This is a genomic window from Brevibacillus gelatini (assembly GCF_050920745.1).
In the GTDB taxonomy this organism is placed as follows: domain Bacteria; phylum Bacillota; class Bacilli; order Brevibacillales; family Brevibacillaceae; genus Brevibacillus; species Brevibacillus gelatini.
Window position 1 is genome coordinate 2,945,326 of sequence record NZ_CP154342.1, and the last position, 15,242, is coordinate 2,960,567.

General features: G+C 53.6%; 16 protein-coding genes. 3 read left to right on the forward strand and 13 right to left on the reverse strand.

Going from position 1 to position 15,242, the window contains the following annotated elements:
* Nucleotides 1–29 precede the first annotated feature (29 nt).
* The 9 genes from bshC to AAFJ72_RS14180 all read right to left on the reverse strand — a co-directional run bounded on the left by bshC (nt 30) and on the right by AAFJ72_RS14180 (nt 9,611).
* Entirely contained in the window at nt 30–1,649 is a 1,620-nt protein-coding gene (gene bshC, locus AAFJ72_RS14140; RefSeq protein WP_432774419.1) for a bacillithiol biosynthesis cysteine-adding enzyme BshC, read from the reverse strand.
* A 123-nt stretch (nt 1,650–1,772) separates the two neighbouring features.
* Nucleotides 1,773–2,330 carry a helix-turn-helix domain-containing protein gene (locus tag AAFJ72_RS14145; RefSeq protein WP_432774420.1) on the reverse strand — a complete coding sequence of 186 codons (558 nt, stop codon included), beginning with the start codon at nt 2,328–2,330 and terminating at the stop codon, nt 1,773–1,775.
* A 52-nt stretch (nt 2,331–2,382) separates the two neighbouring features.
* Nucleotides 2,383–2,781, reverse strand: coding sequence for a DUF3397 domain-containing protein (locus AAFJ72_RS14150; RefSeq protein ID WP_432774421.1), 399 nt, complete (start codon nt 2,779–2,781; stop codon nt 2,383–2,385).
* Complete coding sequence (locus AAFJ72_RS14155) at nt 2,782–3,744, reverse strand: ketopantoate reductase family protein (protein ID WP_432774422.1); 963 nt, start codon at nt 3,742–3,744, stop codon at nt 2,782–2,784.
* Between the two features lie 980 nt (nt 3,745–4,724).
* Nucleotides 4,725–6,263 (reverse strand): acyl-CoA carboxylase subunit beta, encoded by a 1,539-nt coding sequence (locus tag AAFJ72_RS14160; RefSeq protein ID WP_432774423.1) that lies wholly within the window; start codon nt 6,261–6,263, stop codon nt 4,725–4,727.
* A 16-nt stretch (nt 6,264–6,279) separates the two neighbouring features.
* Nucleotides 6,280–7,053, reverse strand: a complete 774-nt coding sequence (locus AAFJ72_RS14165) for an enoyl-CoA hydratase-related protein (protein WP_432774424.1) — start codon at nt 7,051–7,053, stop codon at nt 6,280–6,282.
* 14 nt (nt 7,054–7,067) lie between these two features.
* On the reverse strand, nt 7,068–7,982 hold the full coding sequence (locus AAFJ72_RS14170) for a hydroxymethylglutaryl-CoA lyase (RefSeq protein WP_432774425.1): 915 nt from the start codon (nt 7,980–7,982) through the stop codon (nt 7,068–7,070).
* A 52-nt stretch (nt 7,983–8,034) separates the two neighbouring features.
* On the reverse strand, nt 8,035–8,247 hold the full coding sequence (locus AAFJ72_RS14175; protein WP_122906085.1) for a biotin/lipoyl-containing protein: 213 nt from the start codon (nt 8,245–8,247) through the stop codon (nt 8,035–8,037).
* Nucleotides 8,248–8,264: 17 nt separating this feature from the next.
* Complete coding sequence (locus tag AAFJ72_RS14180) at nt 8,265–9,611, reverse strand: acetyl-CoA carboxylase biotin carboxylase subunit (protein WP_432774426.1); 1,347 nt, start codon at nt 9,609–9,611, stop codon at nt 8,265–8,267.
* Nucleotides 9,612–9,886: 275 nt separating this feature from the next.
* On the opposite strand from AAFJ72_RS14180, the gene AAFJ72_RS14185 reads away from it, so the two are divergent.
* On the forward strand, nt 9,887–10,354 hold the full coding sequence (locus tag AAFJ72_RS14185; protein WP_122906083.1) for an N-acetyltransferase: 468 nt from the start codon (nt 9,887–9,889) through the stop codon (nt 10,352–10,354).
* Nucleotides 10,355–10,436: 82 nt separating this feature from the next.
* Here the strand turns inward: AAFJ72_RS14185 and AAFJ72_RS14190 are convergent, their stop codons facing one another.
* From AAFJ72_RS14190 to AAFJ72_RS14200, 3 genes are all read right to left on the reverse strand, one after another.
* A complete protein-coding gene (locus tag AAFJ72_RS14190) occupies nt 10,437–11,081 on the reverse strand; it encodes an RsfA family transcriptional regulator (protein WP_432774427.1) in 645 nt (214 codons plus the stop codon).
* Between the two features lie 144 nt (nt 11,082–11,225).
* Nucleotides 11,226–11,984: an enoyl-CoA hydratase/isomerase family protein gene (locus AAFJ72_RS14195; RefSeq protein ID WP_432774428.1), complete on the reverse strand. Its 759-nt coding sequence runs from the start codon at nt 11,982–11,984 to the stop codon at nt 11,226–11,228.
* Between the two features lie 111 nt (nt 11,985–12,095).
* Nucleotides 12,096–12,473 carry a Spx/MgsR family RNA polymerase-binding regulatory protein gene (locus AAFJ72_RS14200; protein WP_122906080.1) on the reverse strand — a complete coding sequence of 126 codons (378 nt, stop codon included), beginning with the start codon at nt 12,471–12,473 and terminating at the stop codon, nt 12,096–12,098.
* 325 nt (nt 12,474–12,798) lie between these two features.
* Between AAFJ72_RS14200 and AAFJ72_RS14205 the strand changes: the two genes are divergently transcribed.
* Together AAFJ72_RS14205 and AAFJ72_RS14210 are read left to right on the forward strand one after the other, a co-directional pair.
* Nucleotides 12,799–13,497: a helix-turn-helix transcriptional regulator gene (locus AAFJ72_RS14205; RefSeq protein WP_122906079.1), complete on the forward strand. Its 699-nt coding sequence runs from the start codon at nt 12,799–12,801 to the stop codon at nt 13,495–13,497.
* Between the two features lie 256 nt (nt 13,498–13,753).
* Nucleotides 13,754–14,020, forward strand: a complete 267-nt coding sequence (locus AAFJ72_RS14210) for a DUF2626 family protein (RefSeq protein WP_122906078.1) — start codon at nt 13,754–13,756, stop codon at nt 14,018–14,020.
* A gap of 38 nt (nt 14,021–14,058) precedes the next feature.
* Here the strand turns inward: AAFJ72_RS14210 and AAFJ72_RS14215 are convergent, their stop codons facing one another.
* Nucleotides 14,059–15,195 carry a class I SAM-dependent methyltransferase gene (locus tag AAFJ72_RS14215; RefSeq protein ID WP_432774429.1) on the reverse strand — a complete coding sequence of 379 codons (1,137 nt, stop codon included), beginning with the start codon at nt 15,193–15,195 and terminating at the stop codon, nt 14,059–14,061.
* Nucleotides 15,196–15,242 lie beyond the last annotated feature (47 nt).

Consider the following 15,242-nt stretch of genomic DNA (forward strand, 5'->3'; position numbering starts at 1 on the left):
CCGTCCGGGACGATCAGCCGACTTTTCCTTTACACGAAAAAGAGTTGATGAGTGCCGTCGTGTGCAAACGGAGCTGCGACCAGCCGATCAATCAATTCCAGCCCGTACTTGTTCGCAAAAGGGAAAAAACAGTGTTTGCGTTCCTGCAGGCCGCCCTCTGGCAAGAGCATCGTCTCGATCCGCTTGATCCGGTTGTAGGCGACATCTTCTTTTTGCTGCAAAGAGCGAATCAAGCGCCCCTCCAAAAAGGACACCTGCTCAAGCAAAAGCGCACTGTTTTTTTCCGCCAGACCGCGCATTCCCGGGTCCAGACGAAGCACTTCTTCCACGAGCGGGCGGTACAAGGCCTGGATCGATTCACGCACACTGGCAAATTGCTCATGCAGCGGATGGGGCCCTGCTTTTTTCTCCCACTCCGCCTTCCAGCCCGCGAAATCGGTCAAGACCTGCTCAACGGAAAGCTCCAGACTCTCCAGCAGGCGAAGATGAGCCCCTTCCACCAGTGTGATCGACATGCGCGGCAACACGATCGGCATCTGCATCCCGAACAGTTCAAACACTTCGCGGTAATAGGCCCAGTAAGCGATCTCGCCCGGCCCCCCAATAAAGGCCAGTGTCGGAAAAAGATGCTCTTGCATCAGACCGCGTGTGACGACATTGGGGCTGAAGCGTTCAGGCTGCTCCTCCACCAGGCGCAGCAATTGTTCGCGGCTGTAAGACTGCCGTCTGTTGACAAAGCGGTCCAGATGTCTTGACAGGAGCAGACGATCTTCTCCTTCGTAGAGGAACAGGTTGGCCTGTTGCTCGTCTACTTCAAGCTGCAACGGATACCCGGCTGCTGCGATGCGATCTTTTGCCTTCATCAGCAGTTGGGCCATCTGCTCGTTTTTCTCGATAACCTGCGCAAACACGGGACGTTCCAGCTCACGGACAAACGGCAGCGATGACTCGACGAGAATCAGCCCGTGCTTTCCGAACAAGCGGGCCATCAGACGGGCAAACCACTCTGCCACCGTCTTCGAGCTTTTGGCTGTTTGCATCAGCAATTCCCGCACGTTTTGTGTTTCTGCTGTCTCGGGTTGTTCCTGGAAAAAAGCTTCCAGGAACTGCATACACAGTTCTTCCTCCAAAGCCAGCTTGCTTGCCGACACGCGCCCTTTTTTTCGCAGTCTCAGCCGTTCCTTGCGCAGCCGCGTATCGCCATCTGTCGTCCAGTACACATGATCGATTTCATCGATGTCATGGTCTTCCCCCGCGATCCAAAATACAGGGACGACGTTTGTTTGCAGCTCGGCCGACAGCTTGCGCGCCGTCTGAATCAAGTGAACCGCTTTGTTGATCGTATACAGCGGACCTGTGAGGACTCCTGCCTGCTGTCCGCCGATGACTACGTATGTATCCGGCTGCTTCAGTAGCTCGATGTTTTTCAGCGCTTCGGGGTGAGTTCCGATTGCCTCGTTAAAGTTATGTAAGCCTTCTGCCAGTTTGTTCCGGTCGTAGGTTTGCGTGGAGAGCCACTTCAACCGTTCCCGGTAGGACTGTTCTTCATAAGGATGATGCGCAAACAGGGACAAGGCAGATTCGGTTTGCATCTGGTACTCCCGTGCCAACCGATTTGCCAAGGGAAGCGCAACGCGTTCAACATTCATGCTAGCTCACCTTTCTTAGGGCGATGGTCTCTGCAAATTATACCACGCCAGCCAGCCGCAAAAAACAAGACAACCCGCCGAAATGGGTTGTCAAAGTGTAGCACTGCGTTCCTTTAAAAAACTTTAAAATTGGGGCGGTGTGACAGACCAGATCAGAATAGCCTCCACCTCGCCGCTATTTTCAATCGTGTGCGACTTGCTGCTGTCAAACGAGATGCTGTCGCCTGTTTCCAGTACGTGCTCTTCATCGTTGAACCTCGCTGTCACACTTCCGGCAATCACCGTGAAGCACTCCTCGCCATCGGCCTGAACGAATTTGTCCGTGACCATTTCTCCTGGCATCAGACGGACCTCCAGCATGCCCAGCTTGGCACTTCCTCCCATGGAGAGCAGCGAATACGTGCCTGTCGATTCGGGAAACACCAGTTGTCTGCGTTTTTGCAGACGGGTGACGTGTACTTGCTTTTGGTCGATGTCTTCAAAGAAATGAATGATCGGGGACTCCAGCGCCTTCGTAATTTTCCACAGCGAATCCAGCGATGGCTGGGAAATTCCTCGCTCTACCTGACTGAGCAGCCCTTTGCTAAGCCCGGTTTTTCCTGCCATGACCTCCAACGTAAATCCACGTTCTTTTCGAATCATCCGAATCTTGTGTCCGATGCTCTCGATGGGAAGCCGCATAGTTCCAACCTTCTTTCTTATCGGAATAAATACGATATGTATCACCAGTGCGTTACACGACATCCATCGTCTTGATTATGCCGGTCGTAAACAGCACTATATAGACAAGTCCAAACCAGAGAAACGACAACCGCCAAGCGGAAAATCCGATCTTTTTCAGGGAGAGCTGTCTTTTCAGCTTCAACTGGAGCCAGCCCAAAAGCACAATCGCCAGCAGGAAAAAGCAGCCTACCCACCACCAGGCTGACACCGCTTCTGGCCAGATGAGTTCGTAGGCGGAAACAGCGGAGCGAATCACCAAAAAATTCGTGATATTCACCGCCCAGCGACCAGCCATTCTCTTGTTCCGCTTCACCATGTATACGATCCAATAGACGAGCGGAAAACCCAAGAACGGCACTACGGTCAGTGTACCCCAAAAATAAGACCAGAATGTTGTCCACATGGCCATCTACTGTCGCCTCCCCTCCTTCCCTATTCCCATGCCAGACTTGAGAAGAATGACGCGAAGCAAGGTTTCGTGCAGCGGAGTAGGAATCCCGGCCTGTTTTCCCAGTTTGACGAGATAGCCGTTAATGGATTGTACTTCCGTCGGTCTGTGCCGCTTCACATCCTGCAGCATGGAGGAAAGATTACGGGAAGTACTTCGGCAAATGGCGACAATTTCCTGCCAGTCTGCTTCCCCGATTTTTTGTCCGGCGAAAGCGGCGACCTTCGCGGCTTCCTCAAATAAGTCGCGCATCAGCCCTTGTGTATACGAGTTGTCGAGTAACGCCCCATTGGGGATTTCAAACAAAGCCGTGAGCGGATTAATCAAGGCATTGGCAAGCAGCTTTTTCCACGCATGCGGTTCCATCGCTTTTTCGTAGATCGCCGCAATACCCGCAGCCGATGCCCAAGCGACAAAAGCAGCGATCACGGGATCTTTATCGTTGCTTTCTTGCCATGGCCCGACACGCAAGGTACCTGTTCCGGTATGCTCTACTTCTGTAGCCGAATGCCTTCTTGCTCCTTCGGTATGGATGGCGAAAAAGCATTGTGTGTCCGCCAGCACTTCTGCAAGCAGTTCCTGGTGCCCCATGCCGTTTTGCAGCGCGATGACGCGCGCGGAGCGGTTCAATCCGGCCAAAGCCGGAAGCAGCGCGGGCAAATCGGGCTGCTTGACGGTCAGCAGGTACAAGTTTCCTGTCGGCAGACCAGCTTCAATCGGTTGGGCAGGTACTGTCACTTTCGTTTTTTTGCCGTCGAGGCTCTGGAGCCAGAGTCCCTGTTCCATGAGCTGATTCGCCTGAATTGAACTGCGTGTGACGACAGCCACGGATTGTCCGGCGAGCGCAAGCCTTGCTGCATACAGCAACCCGACGGAGCCACCGCCAACTACGACTACTTGCAAATCGCTAGTTACTGGCTGCATTTGTTCACCTACATTAATCAATACTTGTTTTATAAGAATAGCAGAGTTTAGGAGATTGTTCAATTGATTGGCATTAAAAAAACGCAATTATCGAAATATTTCCGGGTGTTTGGGTGGCTTGCATGAGCGGACATGACCGGATGAGGTGAACACTTGGGTGTAGTAGGTGCTTTTTTAAAGGCAGACTTGATCGGGGCTTTTGGGGTGGCGAGGAAAGAGACGAAATCGCTGTAGCGCCTTGGGCTCCCTGCTGGGGGTTGGACTGCCCGGCTCCGGGGAAAAAAGCGAAACCGCGTCCAAAAGTGGTCCATTCAGGAAGCTTCTCAGAGTTGGACGCGAAAAGCGTGTTTCGCTTTTTTCCCCGGAGCCTCGGTTGGGAGCCCAAAGAGCTTTCGCGGATTTCGTCTCTTTCCTCGTCAGGGGCTAAAGGGGGTGTCGGGACTGGAAAAAGAAAAGCAGGGTAGATTGTACAAGATTCTAAAGAAGGAATGCGGGCCTTCGTGTGGACCTTTCTGAGAGCTATTGACGATGTTGCTTGCCAATCCAGAAGTCTTTTTGAAACGGCTTTGTTTCCTTGTGCGTCTTGCTACCTGAACGACAACCAAAAATCAGTATCGACAGACAGAGCCAGCTCGTAGAGGAAACAGGAGAAAGCCAGCGAAGGTCTTTGGGACTCCTGCCAAGCCGGAGGGGAAAAAGGAAAACACGCTTTTAAGCGTCAACCTGAACCCACTTCTTATGAATTCTCTACTTTTGACGCGGTTTTCCTTTTTCCCCGGAGGCGGACAGTCTCCACTCCCCTGCCAGAGGCCCAAGACCTATAGCGCTTTCTCCTGTTTCCTCTCTACGCTACAGCCCCGATCAACGTTTTTTCAAGCCGAAAGCCTGGCTGAGTCTATAGCAACTCGAAAAAGAATTGCCCTATTCGCCAGCCCAAAAAAGACTGCCGCCCGAAGACGACAGTCTCTGTCTTTTTCCTCCTACACCGGATAAACAGGATGCTTCCGGTCGGAGAACACTTGCCGTTTGTCCTTGTAAATTTCGTAGCGCGCAATCAGTTCCTCGCGCAAGCTGCTCGGCGGAACAATTGCGTCGACGATCAGGTTCGAGGCCAACAGGTACAGATCGATGTCCTCCTGGTACTCTTTGCGCTTTTCCTGAATGAACGCCTGGCGCTCGGCCGGGTCTTCGATGGCCTGAATCTTGTTGCTGTAAACGGCGTTCACAGCAGCCTCCGGGCCCATCACCGCGATTTGGGCGCCTGGCAGGGCGATACACGCATCCGGCTCGAACGCCGAGCTGGCCATCGCGTACAGTCCTGCTCCGTACGCCTTGCGCACGATGACGGAAATTTTCGGTACGGTCGCTTCCGCCATCGCAGAGATCATTTTCGCCCCGTGGCGGATGATCCCTGCTCGCTCCACCGCTGTGCCAATCATGAAGCCTGGAACGTCAGCGAGGAACAAAAGCGGGATGCCGAACGCGTCACACAGCGTAATAAAGCGCGCCGCTTTGTCAGCCGAATCGACGAACAGGACGCCGCCCTTCACCCGCGGCTGATTGGCAATAATGCCGACCGGCTTGCCGTCCAGACGGGCAAGACCTGTAATCAGCTCCTGGGCAAACAGCTTTTTGATCTCGAAAAACGAATCGGCATCGACCAATGCCTGAATCAGATCGTACATGTTGAAGGCCGTGTTTTGATTTTCCGGCACAATGCCGGAGATGTCCTTGGCGGTTTCGATCGGGCCTTTCGCCGCTGCCAGCGGAGGATTTTGCGTGTAGTTGGCCGGGAAGAAGCTCAAGTAGGTGCGCGCCGCCTGAATCGCTTCCTCTTCATTGGCGGCCAGCACGTCGCCGCAGCCGCTCACCGAGCAGTGCATCCGGGCGCCGCCCAGCTCCTCCAGACTCACCTTTTCCCCGATCACCATCTCGGCCATGCGCGGGGAGCCCAGGTACATGCTCGCATTTTTGTCGACCATGATGACGATGTCGCAAAACGCCGGGATGTACGCTCCGCCAGCCGCAGACGGACCGAACAGGATGCAGACCTGCGGAATTTTTCCGGACAGCTTCACCTGGTTGTAAAAAATCCGGCCCGCTCCCCGTCTGCCAGGGAACATTTCCAGTTGATCCGTAATCCGCGCCCCGGCAGAGTCCACGAGATAAATCAGCGGCACGCGCATTTTCTCTGCCGTTTCCTGAATGCGGATGATTTTTTCTACCGTCCGCGCCCCCCAGGAGCCTGCCTTGACGGTAGAGTCGTTGGCCATGACGCACACCGTCTGGCCGTTTACTTTTCCGATGGCGGTCACGACGCCGTCTGCAGGCAAATCTCCTGCCATGACATTGGCGAACAGTCCGTCCTCGACCATGAATTCATCGTCGAACAACAGCTTCAGCCGATCGCGGACAAACAGCTTGTTTTGCTCCTTGAGCTTTTCGTGGTACTTGGCATCGCCACCTTGCTTGATCTGCGCGATTTTTTCCTGCAACGTCTCTTCCAAATGCTTGCTCATCGGCTACTCCCCCTCGTCACTCTCCGCGATAGTTCGGTTTTCGTTTTTCGGCAAAGGCTGCCAGTCCTTCCAGGCGGTCTTTGGTCGGAACGAGCAACTGGTAAGCGTTGCTCTCGATCAACAGTCCTGCTCCCAGTTCTACCTCGCTCCCACAGTCAATCGCGAACTTGGCTTGTGCCAGCGCCAGCGGAGCGTTGTCTGCAATCTTCTTCGCCAGCTCCAGCGCAGCGGCCATCAGCTGGTCGGCAGGGACGACCCGGTTGACCAGTCCAATAGACAAGGCCTCGTCCGGCTGAACGCGCCGCGCGGTAAAAATCAGCTCTTTGGCGATACCCTTGCCCACCAGTCGGGGCAGACGCTGCGTCCCGCCCGCTCCCGGAATAATCCCGAGAGAAGTCTCCGTCAAGCCCATTTGCGCCTGATCGCTCATCAGCCGAAGATCGCAGGCGAGCGCCAGCTCTGTGCCGCCGCCCAGCGCCAGGCCGTTGATGGCGGCAATGACCGGCTTCGGCAGCTTTTCCAACTCGCTGAACGTGTCGCGGATCGTCCGGATGTAGTGCTCGACCTGTTCAGGCGACATGCCGCGCCGCTCCTTCAAATCCGCCCCCGAGCAAAACGCCTTGTCTCCCGCTCCTGTCACGATCACGACACGCGTGCTGCGATCACTCGCCAACTCCGCGACAAGCTGTCTCAGCTCGGTCAATGTCGCGAGGTTCAGGCAGTTGAAAACGTCCGGCCTGTCAATCGTCACGATCCCGACCATGCCCTCTTTTTGAAAAGAAATCGACATGTGGCCCCTCCTCTCTACATATGCTCATCCAGCTTGCGCTTTGCCAGGTTTGCTTTCAGCACTTTCGAGGACAGCTCCCTGCCCAGTTGCTCCTGGATGTAGGCGCCCGCCTCCGTCAGCCGATTCAGGTCGACTCCGGTCTCATATCCCATGCCGTGCAGCATGTAGACCAAATCTTCGGTCGAGATGTTGCCTGCTGCGCCGGGTGCGTACGGACAGCCGCCCAGACCGCCAATCGAGCTGTCAAACGTGCGGATTCCTTCCTCCAGTGCTGCAACCACGTTCGCCAGACCTGTTCCGCGCGTGTCGTGAAAATGCCCGGCCAAGCGCTCAGTCGTAAAATCTTTCACAAGCACTGTAAAAATCTCGTGTACCTGCTTTGGCGTCGCCACCCCGATCGTGTCCCCGAGCGAAACTTCGTACACCCCCATCTCCAGCAAAGCATCGGTGACTCTCCGGCTGCTGTCGACAGGAACATCTCCTTCGTACGGGCAACCGAATACCGTGGAAACGTACCCGCGCACGCGCATCCCGAGAGCGAGCGCCTCCTTCGCCACTTCCGCAAGCACGGGAAAGGTTTCCGCGATGCTTTTGTTAATGTTTTTGCGGTTGTGGCTCTCCGAGGCTGACATGAACAGGGCTATCTCCTCAAGACCGCATTGCCGCGCCCGCTCCAGACCGCGCACGTTGGGCACCAGCGCGCTGATGCGCACCCCTTTTTTGGCAACGGGCATAATCCCTTTCAACACCTCTTCCGCGTCAGCCAATTGCGGAATCCAGCGCGGATTGACAAAGGAGCTTGCTTCGATCCGCGCCAATCCTGCTTCCATCAGCTTGTGGACCAAGCCGATTTTCGCTTCTGTGGGCACGATGGCACTCTCGTTTTGCAGCCCGTCACGGGGACCAACCTCTACAATTTGCACGATCACGCTCAATTTGCCTCCTTTCCTAGCGACCGCTCAGTTTGAAACGAAAAAAATACTATTCGAGGACGACAATAACGTCTCCATCGTTGACAAAATCACCGACGTTCGCCTTGACCTCGACGACTTTGCCTGCTTCCAGCGATTGGACCGGCACTTCCATTTTCATCGATTCCAACACGATGACATCCTGCCCTTCGCTGACGGTGTCGCCTGGCTGCACCAATACGGAAATGACTGTTCCTGCCATGTTTGCGATTACTTGTTTCATGAATGACCCTCTCCTTGTTAGTGATTAGACTTGGCTTGGCGCTCCGTGATAAACCAGGTGGTGTAATCTCCCGCCCGGAATTGTTCATCTGCCAATACCTTCTGCAAAAACGGAATGTTCGTTTTAATGCCAGTAATCAAAAAATTGTCCAGCGCTGCCTGCGCTCTTTGCACAGCCTCTTCCCGGGTCAGCCCGGAAACAATCACCTTGGCAATCATCGGATCGTAAAAAGGAGTAACCTGTGTGCCGGACTCCACCCCGTCATCAATGCGCACATGCTCCATGACAGGTGCCTGATACAGCGTTATCGTGCCTGGCGACGGCAAAAACGTCACAGGGTCCTCGGCGTACACGCGCAGTTCGATCGCGTGGCGCTTCGCCAGCACGTCGTCCTGGCTGATCGGCAACGGATGTCCGTCCGCGATGGCAAGCTGCATGGCAACCAGATCGCAGCCGATCATTTCTTCTGTGACCGCATGCTCCACCTGCAAGCGCGTGTTCATTTCCAAAAAGTAAAAGTTTTTGTTTTCATCTACGATAAATTCGACCGTACCGAGGCCCGTGTAGCCGACGGCCTTCGCTGCCTTAACGGCTGCTTCGCACAGCTTCGCGCGGGTGGCAGGGTCGAGAAACGGCGACGGGCTTTCCTCCAGCACCTTTTGATGCCGGCGCTGGATCGAGCATTCGCGCTCCAGCAAATGAATGACGTTGCCGTCGTTGTCCGCGGCAATCTGCACTTCAATATGGCGCGGGCGCTCCACGTATTTTTCCACGTACATCGCATCGTTGCCGAAATAAGCTTTCGCCCGTCCCTTTGCCGACTGATAGGCTTGCAGCAACTGCGACTCCTCCCGGCAGATTTGCATCCCGATCCCGCCTCCGCCTGCACTGGCCTTCAGCATGACCGGATAGCCGATTTCCGCCGCTTTGGCTGCTGCCTCCTCCACGGTTGCAAGCGGCTCCTCACAGCCTGGTACGACAGGCACGCCTGCCTCCTGCATGATTTTGCGGGCGGTCAGCTTGTCGCCCATTAGCCCGATGACTTTCGGCGAAGGGCCGATGAAGATCAGTCCTTCCTCCAGAACGCGACTTGCGAACGCTTCGTTTTCCGAAAGCAGTCCGTAGCCGGGGTGAATGGCATCAGCATTCGTGCTCTTGGCAGCCGCGATAATGGCCTCCACATTCAAATAACTGTGCGGCACTGGCGGCGGACCGATATGAATGGCTTCATCTGCTTCGCGAACAAACGGCAGGTCGCGGTCGGCATCCGAATAAACCGCTACGGTCGCGACTCCTTGTTCGCGGCAGGTGCGAATGATCCTTCTGGCAATTTCGCCGCGGTTTGCGATCAATACCTTGCGCATGGCAACGCTCCCTTCTTTGACAAACCGACTCCAATCGAAAGCGCTTCCAAATTGTTTGCCCGGTTTGTTTCATGTGCTGCTTACTTCTATTTTGCCATGAGAATGAACATAGTTCTAGCAAGAATTTTTTATTTTTTTCCATGAAAGCGCCATCACTCCCTGGCAACTCCTAGACGAGCAAAAGAAAACGCTTCGGAAAATGCCATCCTTGTGTATAATAGAGGAGAGTGGCCAAAGCTGGCCAAGGCAATGAGCTGTGAGAGGAGTGGCTAACCATGTTTGAAGTAAAACGTTTACAGATCAACTACAAGACACTGGAGGAATTCCAAAAGTTTCGCGAATTTGGCCTGGAGGAGCTTTCGATGAAGGAAGACCTGGAGGCGAACATCGTGGAGAACGATTCGGAATCTCCTTTTTATGGCATTTACGACAACGATCTTCTGGTAGCACGCATGAGCCTCTATAAAATCGATGGGAAATACGATCGTTATTTCCAGCCTGCCCAAGATTACTACGAGCTGTGGAAGCTTGAAGTCCTGCCTGACTACCGTGGCAAAGATTACGGGACAGCTCTGGTTAACCACGCAAAAAGCTTTGGCGCTCCTATCAAAACCAACTCCCGCTGTCGTGCGGACGAATTTTGGCTGAAAATGGGCTTTACCCCTGTCAAGTACAATCCGATCCGCGACCGTGGCGAAAATCCTTACGTCTGGTTGCCGGAAAACGTGGGGCTGCAAGACTAGCTCTTTGTTTGGACGAAAAAAGAAGCGGTGCTCATCCCGCTTCTTTTTTTCGCCATCAGGTTTTCGCCATCAGGCAATCGGTTTATTTTTCCACGCGCTCCAAATTGCCGTTTTCATCCATTTTGAAAATGGCTTTGGCGGTTTCCTCTTCCTGCAAAAAGGCGAGCTTGCGGGCACGATCCATAATCTGCACGAGGGCGCGGTAGTCGTCGTTTACGCCCTGAACCTGCTCCAGTTCTTTTTTGACGCGCTCGTACGCTTCTTTTAATTCTTTTAACTCCGACTCTTTTCCTTCCAACTCTTGTTCCAATTGTCGCACGCGGCGGGCCAATTCTTTCTGGTTGACGAGCATGCGAATAACCGCTTCGATCTGCTCCTCATTCGCGATCTCCAGCCCGGAAGCCTGCGTCTCCTGGACTGCCGATGTCCCTTTTCTTCGCGGCAGCAACACAGCTTCCGTCTCGGTGACTGCGGCTGGCGCTTGTATTCGGCCCATTTTTTTCAGTTGCTGTCTTTGGCTCTTGGCAATCGAGATTGCTGCATCGTAGCGTTTGCGCACGCAACTATTCCAGCGAAAACCGCACGCAGCCGCAGTCCTGCCCAACCTTTGGCCCACTTCTTCAAATGCGGCGAGCTGTGTGCCGCCTTCGCGTATGTGGCGCAAGGTGACTTCCGCCAACACGAGATCGTCATCTTCGGTCCATGCGTCTTGTCTGGAAGCTACCATATATGAGTCCCTCCCGTTACCTTTAAAAAGGATGATGTAGTTCATCCTATGCTTTTCCCTACTCTTGTAGAATCGCTTTCTACTAGAAAAAGTATGTCCAAGCAAAGAAATGTTTAAACGAGAAGAACCCGAATCGGCCGAAAGCTACTGCCTGGTGAGGAATTTTTGCACGACGGACACATGCGCGGGGCTGCCCCACAGATGGGCACACTGATCGACCTCCCGCCTGATGCGCTCCTCGCGCACAAGCCCTTCCCGCTTCCAACGCACAAGCTGCATGTAGGCCTCGATTCCGACAAGCGGCTGCGCCGCAATTTTTTGCGCAAAACCGTACACAGCGTCCGCAAGCTGCTCATGCGGATAAACCTCGTCCACGAAGCCGTAAGTCTTGGCCTCCTGCGCGGAAAGTCTTTCGCCGGCAAGCAAGAGAGCGAGTGCCTTTGACTCAGGGAGCAGGTCCAAAAGCCGGCTGCCTCCGCCCCAGCCCGTCGTGATATGCATGCTGATCTGCACGAAGCCAAACAGCGCCTGCTCGCTTGCGAAGCGGAAATGGCACGCCCCGGCAAACTCGCACCCGCCGCCTACTGCCGCTCCGTTCACCATGGCGATGACCGGCTTCGTGTATAGGTCGATACTCGACAAAAGACCCGCCACTTTGCTGAGCAGCGGGTGCGCCTGCTCATGCCCTCTGGCTGCGATGAACTGGTTCAGGTCGCCGCCGGAGACAAAACTTTTGCCTGTACCTGTAATGACGAGCACCTTTACCTGCGGATCGGACTGGCAATCTGCCAACACCTGCTGCAGCTCATCTACCAGCTCCATGCTGATCGCGTTATGTACATGCGGACGGTTCAGCGTAATCGTGGCAATCCCTGCTTCTTTTCGGATCAGTACAGTTTCCATGAACAGTCTCCATCCTTTTCGTCGGTTGTATTGGCTTTATTGTACCGTGTCGCCGGGAAAAATCCTATCGACAAAAAAAAGAGAAGGCCTGTGCCTCCTCTCCTCTTTTCGTTATGACAACAAGTTTTTCATCGCGGATGAATTGTAGCCGACAATCAGGTTCTCGCCATCGGTGAGGATCGGCCGCTTCAACAGTTGCGGCTCCTCGCTCAGCATCTCCAGCAGCTCTTTGACAGACATGTCGTTAATATCCACATCCAGATTTTTGAAGCGCTGGCTTCTGGTCGACAAAATTTCATCGAGTCCGTTCGTCGTCATTTTGATAATATCCATCAGTTCTTCCGCTGTAGGCGGATTTTTGAACAGGTGCCGCTCTTCGTAATTGACTCCATTTTCTGCAAGCCAGGCTTTGGCTTTGCGACAGGATGTGCAGCTCGGATACGTGAAAAACGTCAATTTTTTGGTTTGTGTACGCTCAGCAACTGCCATCGGTTTACCCCTCCGTCTCATCTATTTCCATGTGTTTTTTAATGTGTTCTTGGTGTTGCTCACTGCTTCGTTAATTTCTTTGAGATATTAACTCGCAAAAAGTAAGCTAATAAAAAATTTTTCCTTACTTTGGATTATAAATCCATAGTTAACACTATGTCAATAGTAGTTAATCTAATAACTAGACAGAAAAATGAGATGATCTGCTGTTGTAGCACACTGCCACCTTAACAAGCCAAACAAAATCGGATACACTGGTGAGGATGTGAAATTTTTTCAAACATACGTAAAACAAGGCTTGCAAGTTAAGAAAGGGGTATCCGGCATGGACCATGATATGCAGAAGTTAACCAGTGCTTTGGCAGACCCCACCCGTTTTTCCATTTACCAGTTTGTCGCGTACAGCAAAGATCCCATCACGGTTCAGGACGTCGCGGACCACTTTTCCATTCACCCGAATGTGGCGCGTCTGCACCTGACCAAACTGGAGGACGTGAATCTGCTTACGACCGTCTCGGACAAGAGCGGCAAAGGAGGACGTCCCAGCCGGTTGTATTCACTGTCTGAACAGGTGGTGAGCCTGCAATTCCCACCACGCGACTATCAGTTGCTGGCCGATATTGCGATCGAAAGTCTGCTGTCGCTCGGTGAGGCGGGCGAAGCCGCTCTTATCCGCATGGGGCATCGTATGGGGACAGAGATGGCAAAACGGGCGATTGTCCAAAGCGGATTGAATTTGCAAACGGCTACATTGGAAGAAAAATTGCACCTGATCCATCGCCTCGTCGTGGCTCAGGGCTTGAGACCGGAGATTGAAAAGCTGGAAGAAGGCATGCTTCGTTTTCGCGTAAACAACTGCACGTTTTCTGAAACGGCCAAGAAACATCCGAACGCTGTCTGCCAGATGCACAACGCTCTCCTGCTGGGAATATTCGAAACGTACTTGGGAAACATTGAATTACGTGAGGATGACTCCATGATTCGGGGTTGCAAATCGTGCAACTATACGGTCATCCAGTTCTGAGCAAGAAAAGTCCTTCCATGGCCGCGCCTGTCTTCTTGCCCTTTCACGTCGGCGCGTTTAGAAAACCCGGCGATTGCCGAGCCTTTGGCGACAGCAGAGCCGTAGTTGCACTTATGTCGATAGGGTAAAATTTTATAAATTCCTATCGGCCAAAAAAACGTCATAGCTTTATCGTTTACACGTCTTCGCCTGTCCTATATAATGGGGGAGGAATCTTGTAAATCTTACCGATCGATACAAAAAGGGGGGACAACAAATGGATCGTATGTATCGCGTTCTCGGTTTTTGGACGATTGTGATCGCGCTGATGTCGTTCTGGGGTGGTCTGTACCCAATGGCGCTCATCTTCTTCGGTCTTACTGCGTTCTTTGTGGCGTTGAGCTACATGAGCCTGACTGAACGGGCGTATCTCAACATTTTCTTCTGCTTCATGTTCCTGTCTTTTGTAGGGTTCACGTATTACACCTTCTTCGTAATGCCTGTAGGCGGACAAGAACACGCTTTCATGCAACTGATGATGTAACAAAAAAAGATGCTCAATCGCGAGCATCTTTTTTATTTTTATGGACGCAAAAACGCGGGCAGGGCAGCGGCATTCGGCTCGATGCCTTTTTGCTGTACCATGACCCGGAAGCGCCCGCCCAATCCGGCCGGATCGATCAACTGCAAAATCGCCCGGTTGCGCTTCATCGCTTTGCTGGTAAACGGGTCCGTATCCTGATGCGCGACCGCCTTGTGCAGCAGCCCGCATTGCAGCAAAAACTTGTCCTGGCGCATGTAGGCAACCTCCTGCAAGCCTGCTGCTTCGCCATAGCGGCTCCAGGCGGAAAAGTTGACGTGTGCGGTAATATCCTGCTCCCCGACGTTGATGTACGGATTGTCGTGCGCCTGGTGGCGGTAGTAGCACATCAGCGTGCCTTTTTTGCGGCTTGGGTGATACAGTTCTTCCTGGCGATCCCCGTAATCAATCGTCACGGCAAAGCCTTTTGCCAACAGGCGTCCTACCTGCTCTGCCGCCTGTTTCAGCCCCAGGTTTACCTCGATCCGCATGCCGGATGGAATCGGCGTGGCGGACTCGATTTCCGCCAGTTCAGCCAAAAGTGGCGCTGTCGGCTCCCGCAGCACTTCGGTAAATTTTCCCTCTGCGCAGGTCACTGCGACTTCCTTCCAGCCTGTCTTCGTCCGCTCTGCGATGTGAACGGGAAAAGCATCCAGCCATTCATTGGACAGGATGACTCCTTCCACTGCTTTTTCGTTAGCCGCATCTGCAAGCGAAGCGTGCCACACCTTTTGCACGTCATGCTCGCGCAGCGCTTCCTCCTGTCGTCTCCGGTGATAAGGGCTTGCCTCGATGAGAACGACTTTCAGCTTCTTGTACATTTCCGGCGCCGTCTCGCGTATCCGCCCCAGCATGCTGCTGCACAAGCTGCCCGTGCCCCCGCCGATTTCGACGAGCACGGGCTGCCCGATCCCCGCTGTCTGCCACAACTCGCACACCGCATCCGCCAATGTTTCTCCAAACACCGTGTGTACAGTCGCACTGGTAAAAAAATCGCCATCTTTGCCTACCTTGGGCAAGTCCGACATATAATAGCCATAGGAGTCGTGATAGAGTGCCAGCTCCATAAAGCGCGCAAACGAAATGGCGCCTTGCTCCTGGTTTTCGATTTCGTGGCGAATCTGTGCAATAATATCCATTCGACTCTTCTCCTGCTATCCAATTTCAACCTGATAAGGCTATAATA

Bases quoted from the DNA above. Each gene is read 5' to 3' on its own strand.
- bshC (WP_432774419.1), bottom strand. From the start codon at position 1,649: ATGAATGTTGAACGCGTTGCGCTTCCCTTGGCAAATCGGTTGGCACGG.
- AAFJ72_RS14145 (WP_432774420.1), bottom strand. From the start codon at position 2,330: ATGCGGCTTCCCATCGAGAGCATCGGACACAAGATTCGGATGATTCGA.
- AAFJ72_RS14150 (WP_432774421.1), bottom strand. From the start codon at position 2,781: ATGGCCATGTGGACAACATTCTGGTCTTATTTTTGGGGTACACTGACC.
- AAFJ72_RS14155 (WP_432774422.1), bottom strand. From the start codon at position 3,744: ATGCAGCCAGTAACTAGCGATTTGCAAGTAGTCGTAGTTGGCGGTGGC.
- AAFJ72_RS14160 (WP_432774423.1), bottom strand. From the start codon at position 6,263: ATGAGCAAGCATTTGGAAGAGACGTTGCAGGAAAAAATCGCGCAGATC.
- AAFJ72_RS14165 (WP_432774424.1), bottom strand. From the start codon at position 7,053: ATGTCGATTTCTTTTCAAAAAGAGGGCATGGTCGGGATCGTGACGATT.
- AAFJ72_RS14175 (WP_122906085.1), bottom strand. From the start codon at position 8,247: ATGAAACAAGTAATCGCAAACATGGCAGGAACAGTCATTTCCGTATTG.
- AAFJ72_RS14180 (WP_432774426.1), bottom strand. From the start codon at position 9,611: ATGCGCAAGGTATTGATCGCAAACCGCGGCGAAATTGCCAGAAGGATC.
- AAFJ72_RS14185 (WP_122906083.1), top strand. From the start codon at position 9,887: ATGTTTGAAGTAAAACGTTTACAGATCAACTACAAGACACTGGAGGAA.
- AAFJ72_RS14190 (WP_432774427.1), bottom strand. From the start codon at position 11,081: ATGGTAGCTTCCAGACAAGACGCATGGACCGAAGATGACGATCTCGTG.
- AAFJ72_RS14195 (WP_432774428.1), bottom strand. From the start codon at position 11,984: ATGGAAACTGTACTGATCCGAAAAGAAGCAGGGATTGCCACGATTACG.
- AAFJ72_RS14200 (WP_122906080.1), bottom strand. From the start codon at position 12,473: ATGGCAGTTGCTGAGCGTACACAAACCAAAAAATTGACGTTTTTCACG.
- AAFJ72_RS14205 (WP_122906079.1), top strand. From the start codon at position 12,799: ATGGACCATGATATGCAGAAGTTAACCAGTGCTTTGGCAGACCCCACC.
- AAFJ72_RS14210 (WP_122906078.1), top strand. From the start codon at position 13,754: ATGGATCGTATGTATCGCGTTCTCGGTTTTTGGACGATTGTGATCGCG.
- AAFJ72_RS14215 (WP_432774429.1), bottom strand. From the start codon at position 15,195: ATGGATATTATTGCACAGATTCGCCACGAAATCGAAAACCAGGAGCAA.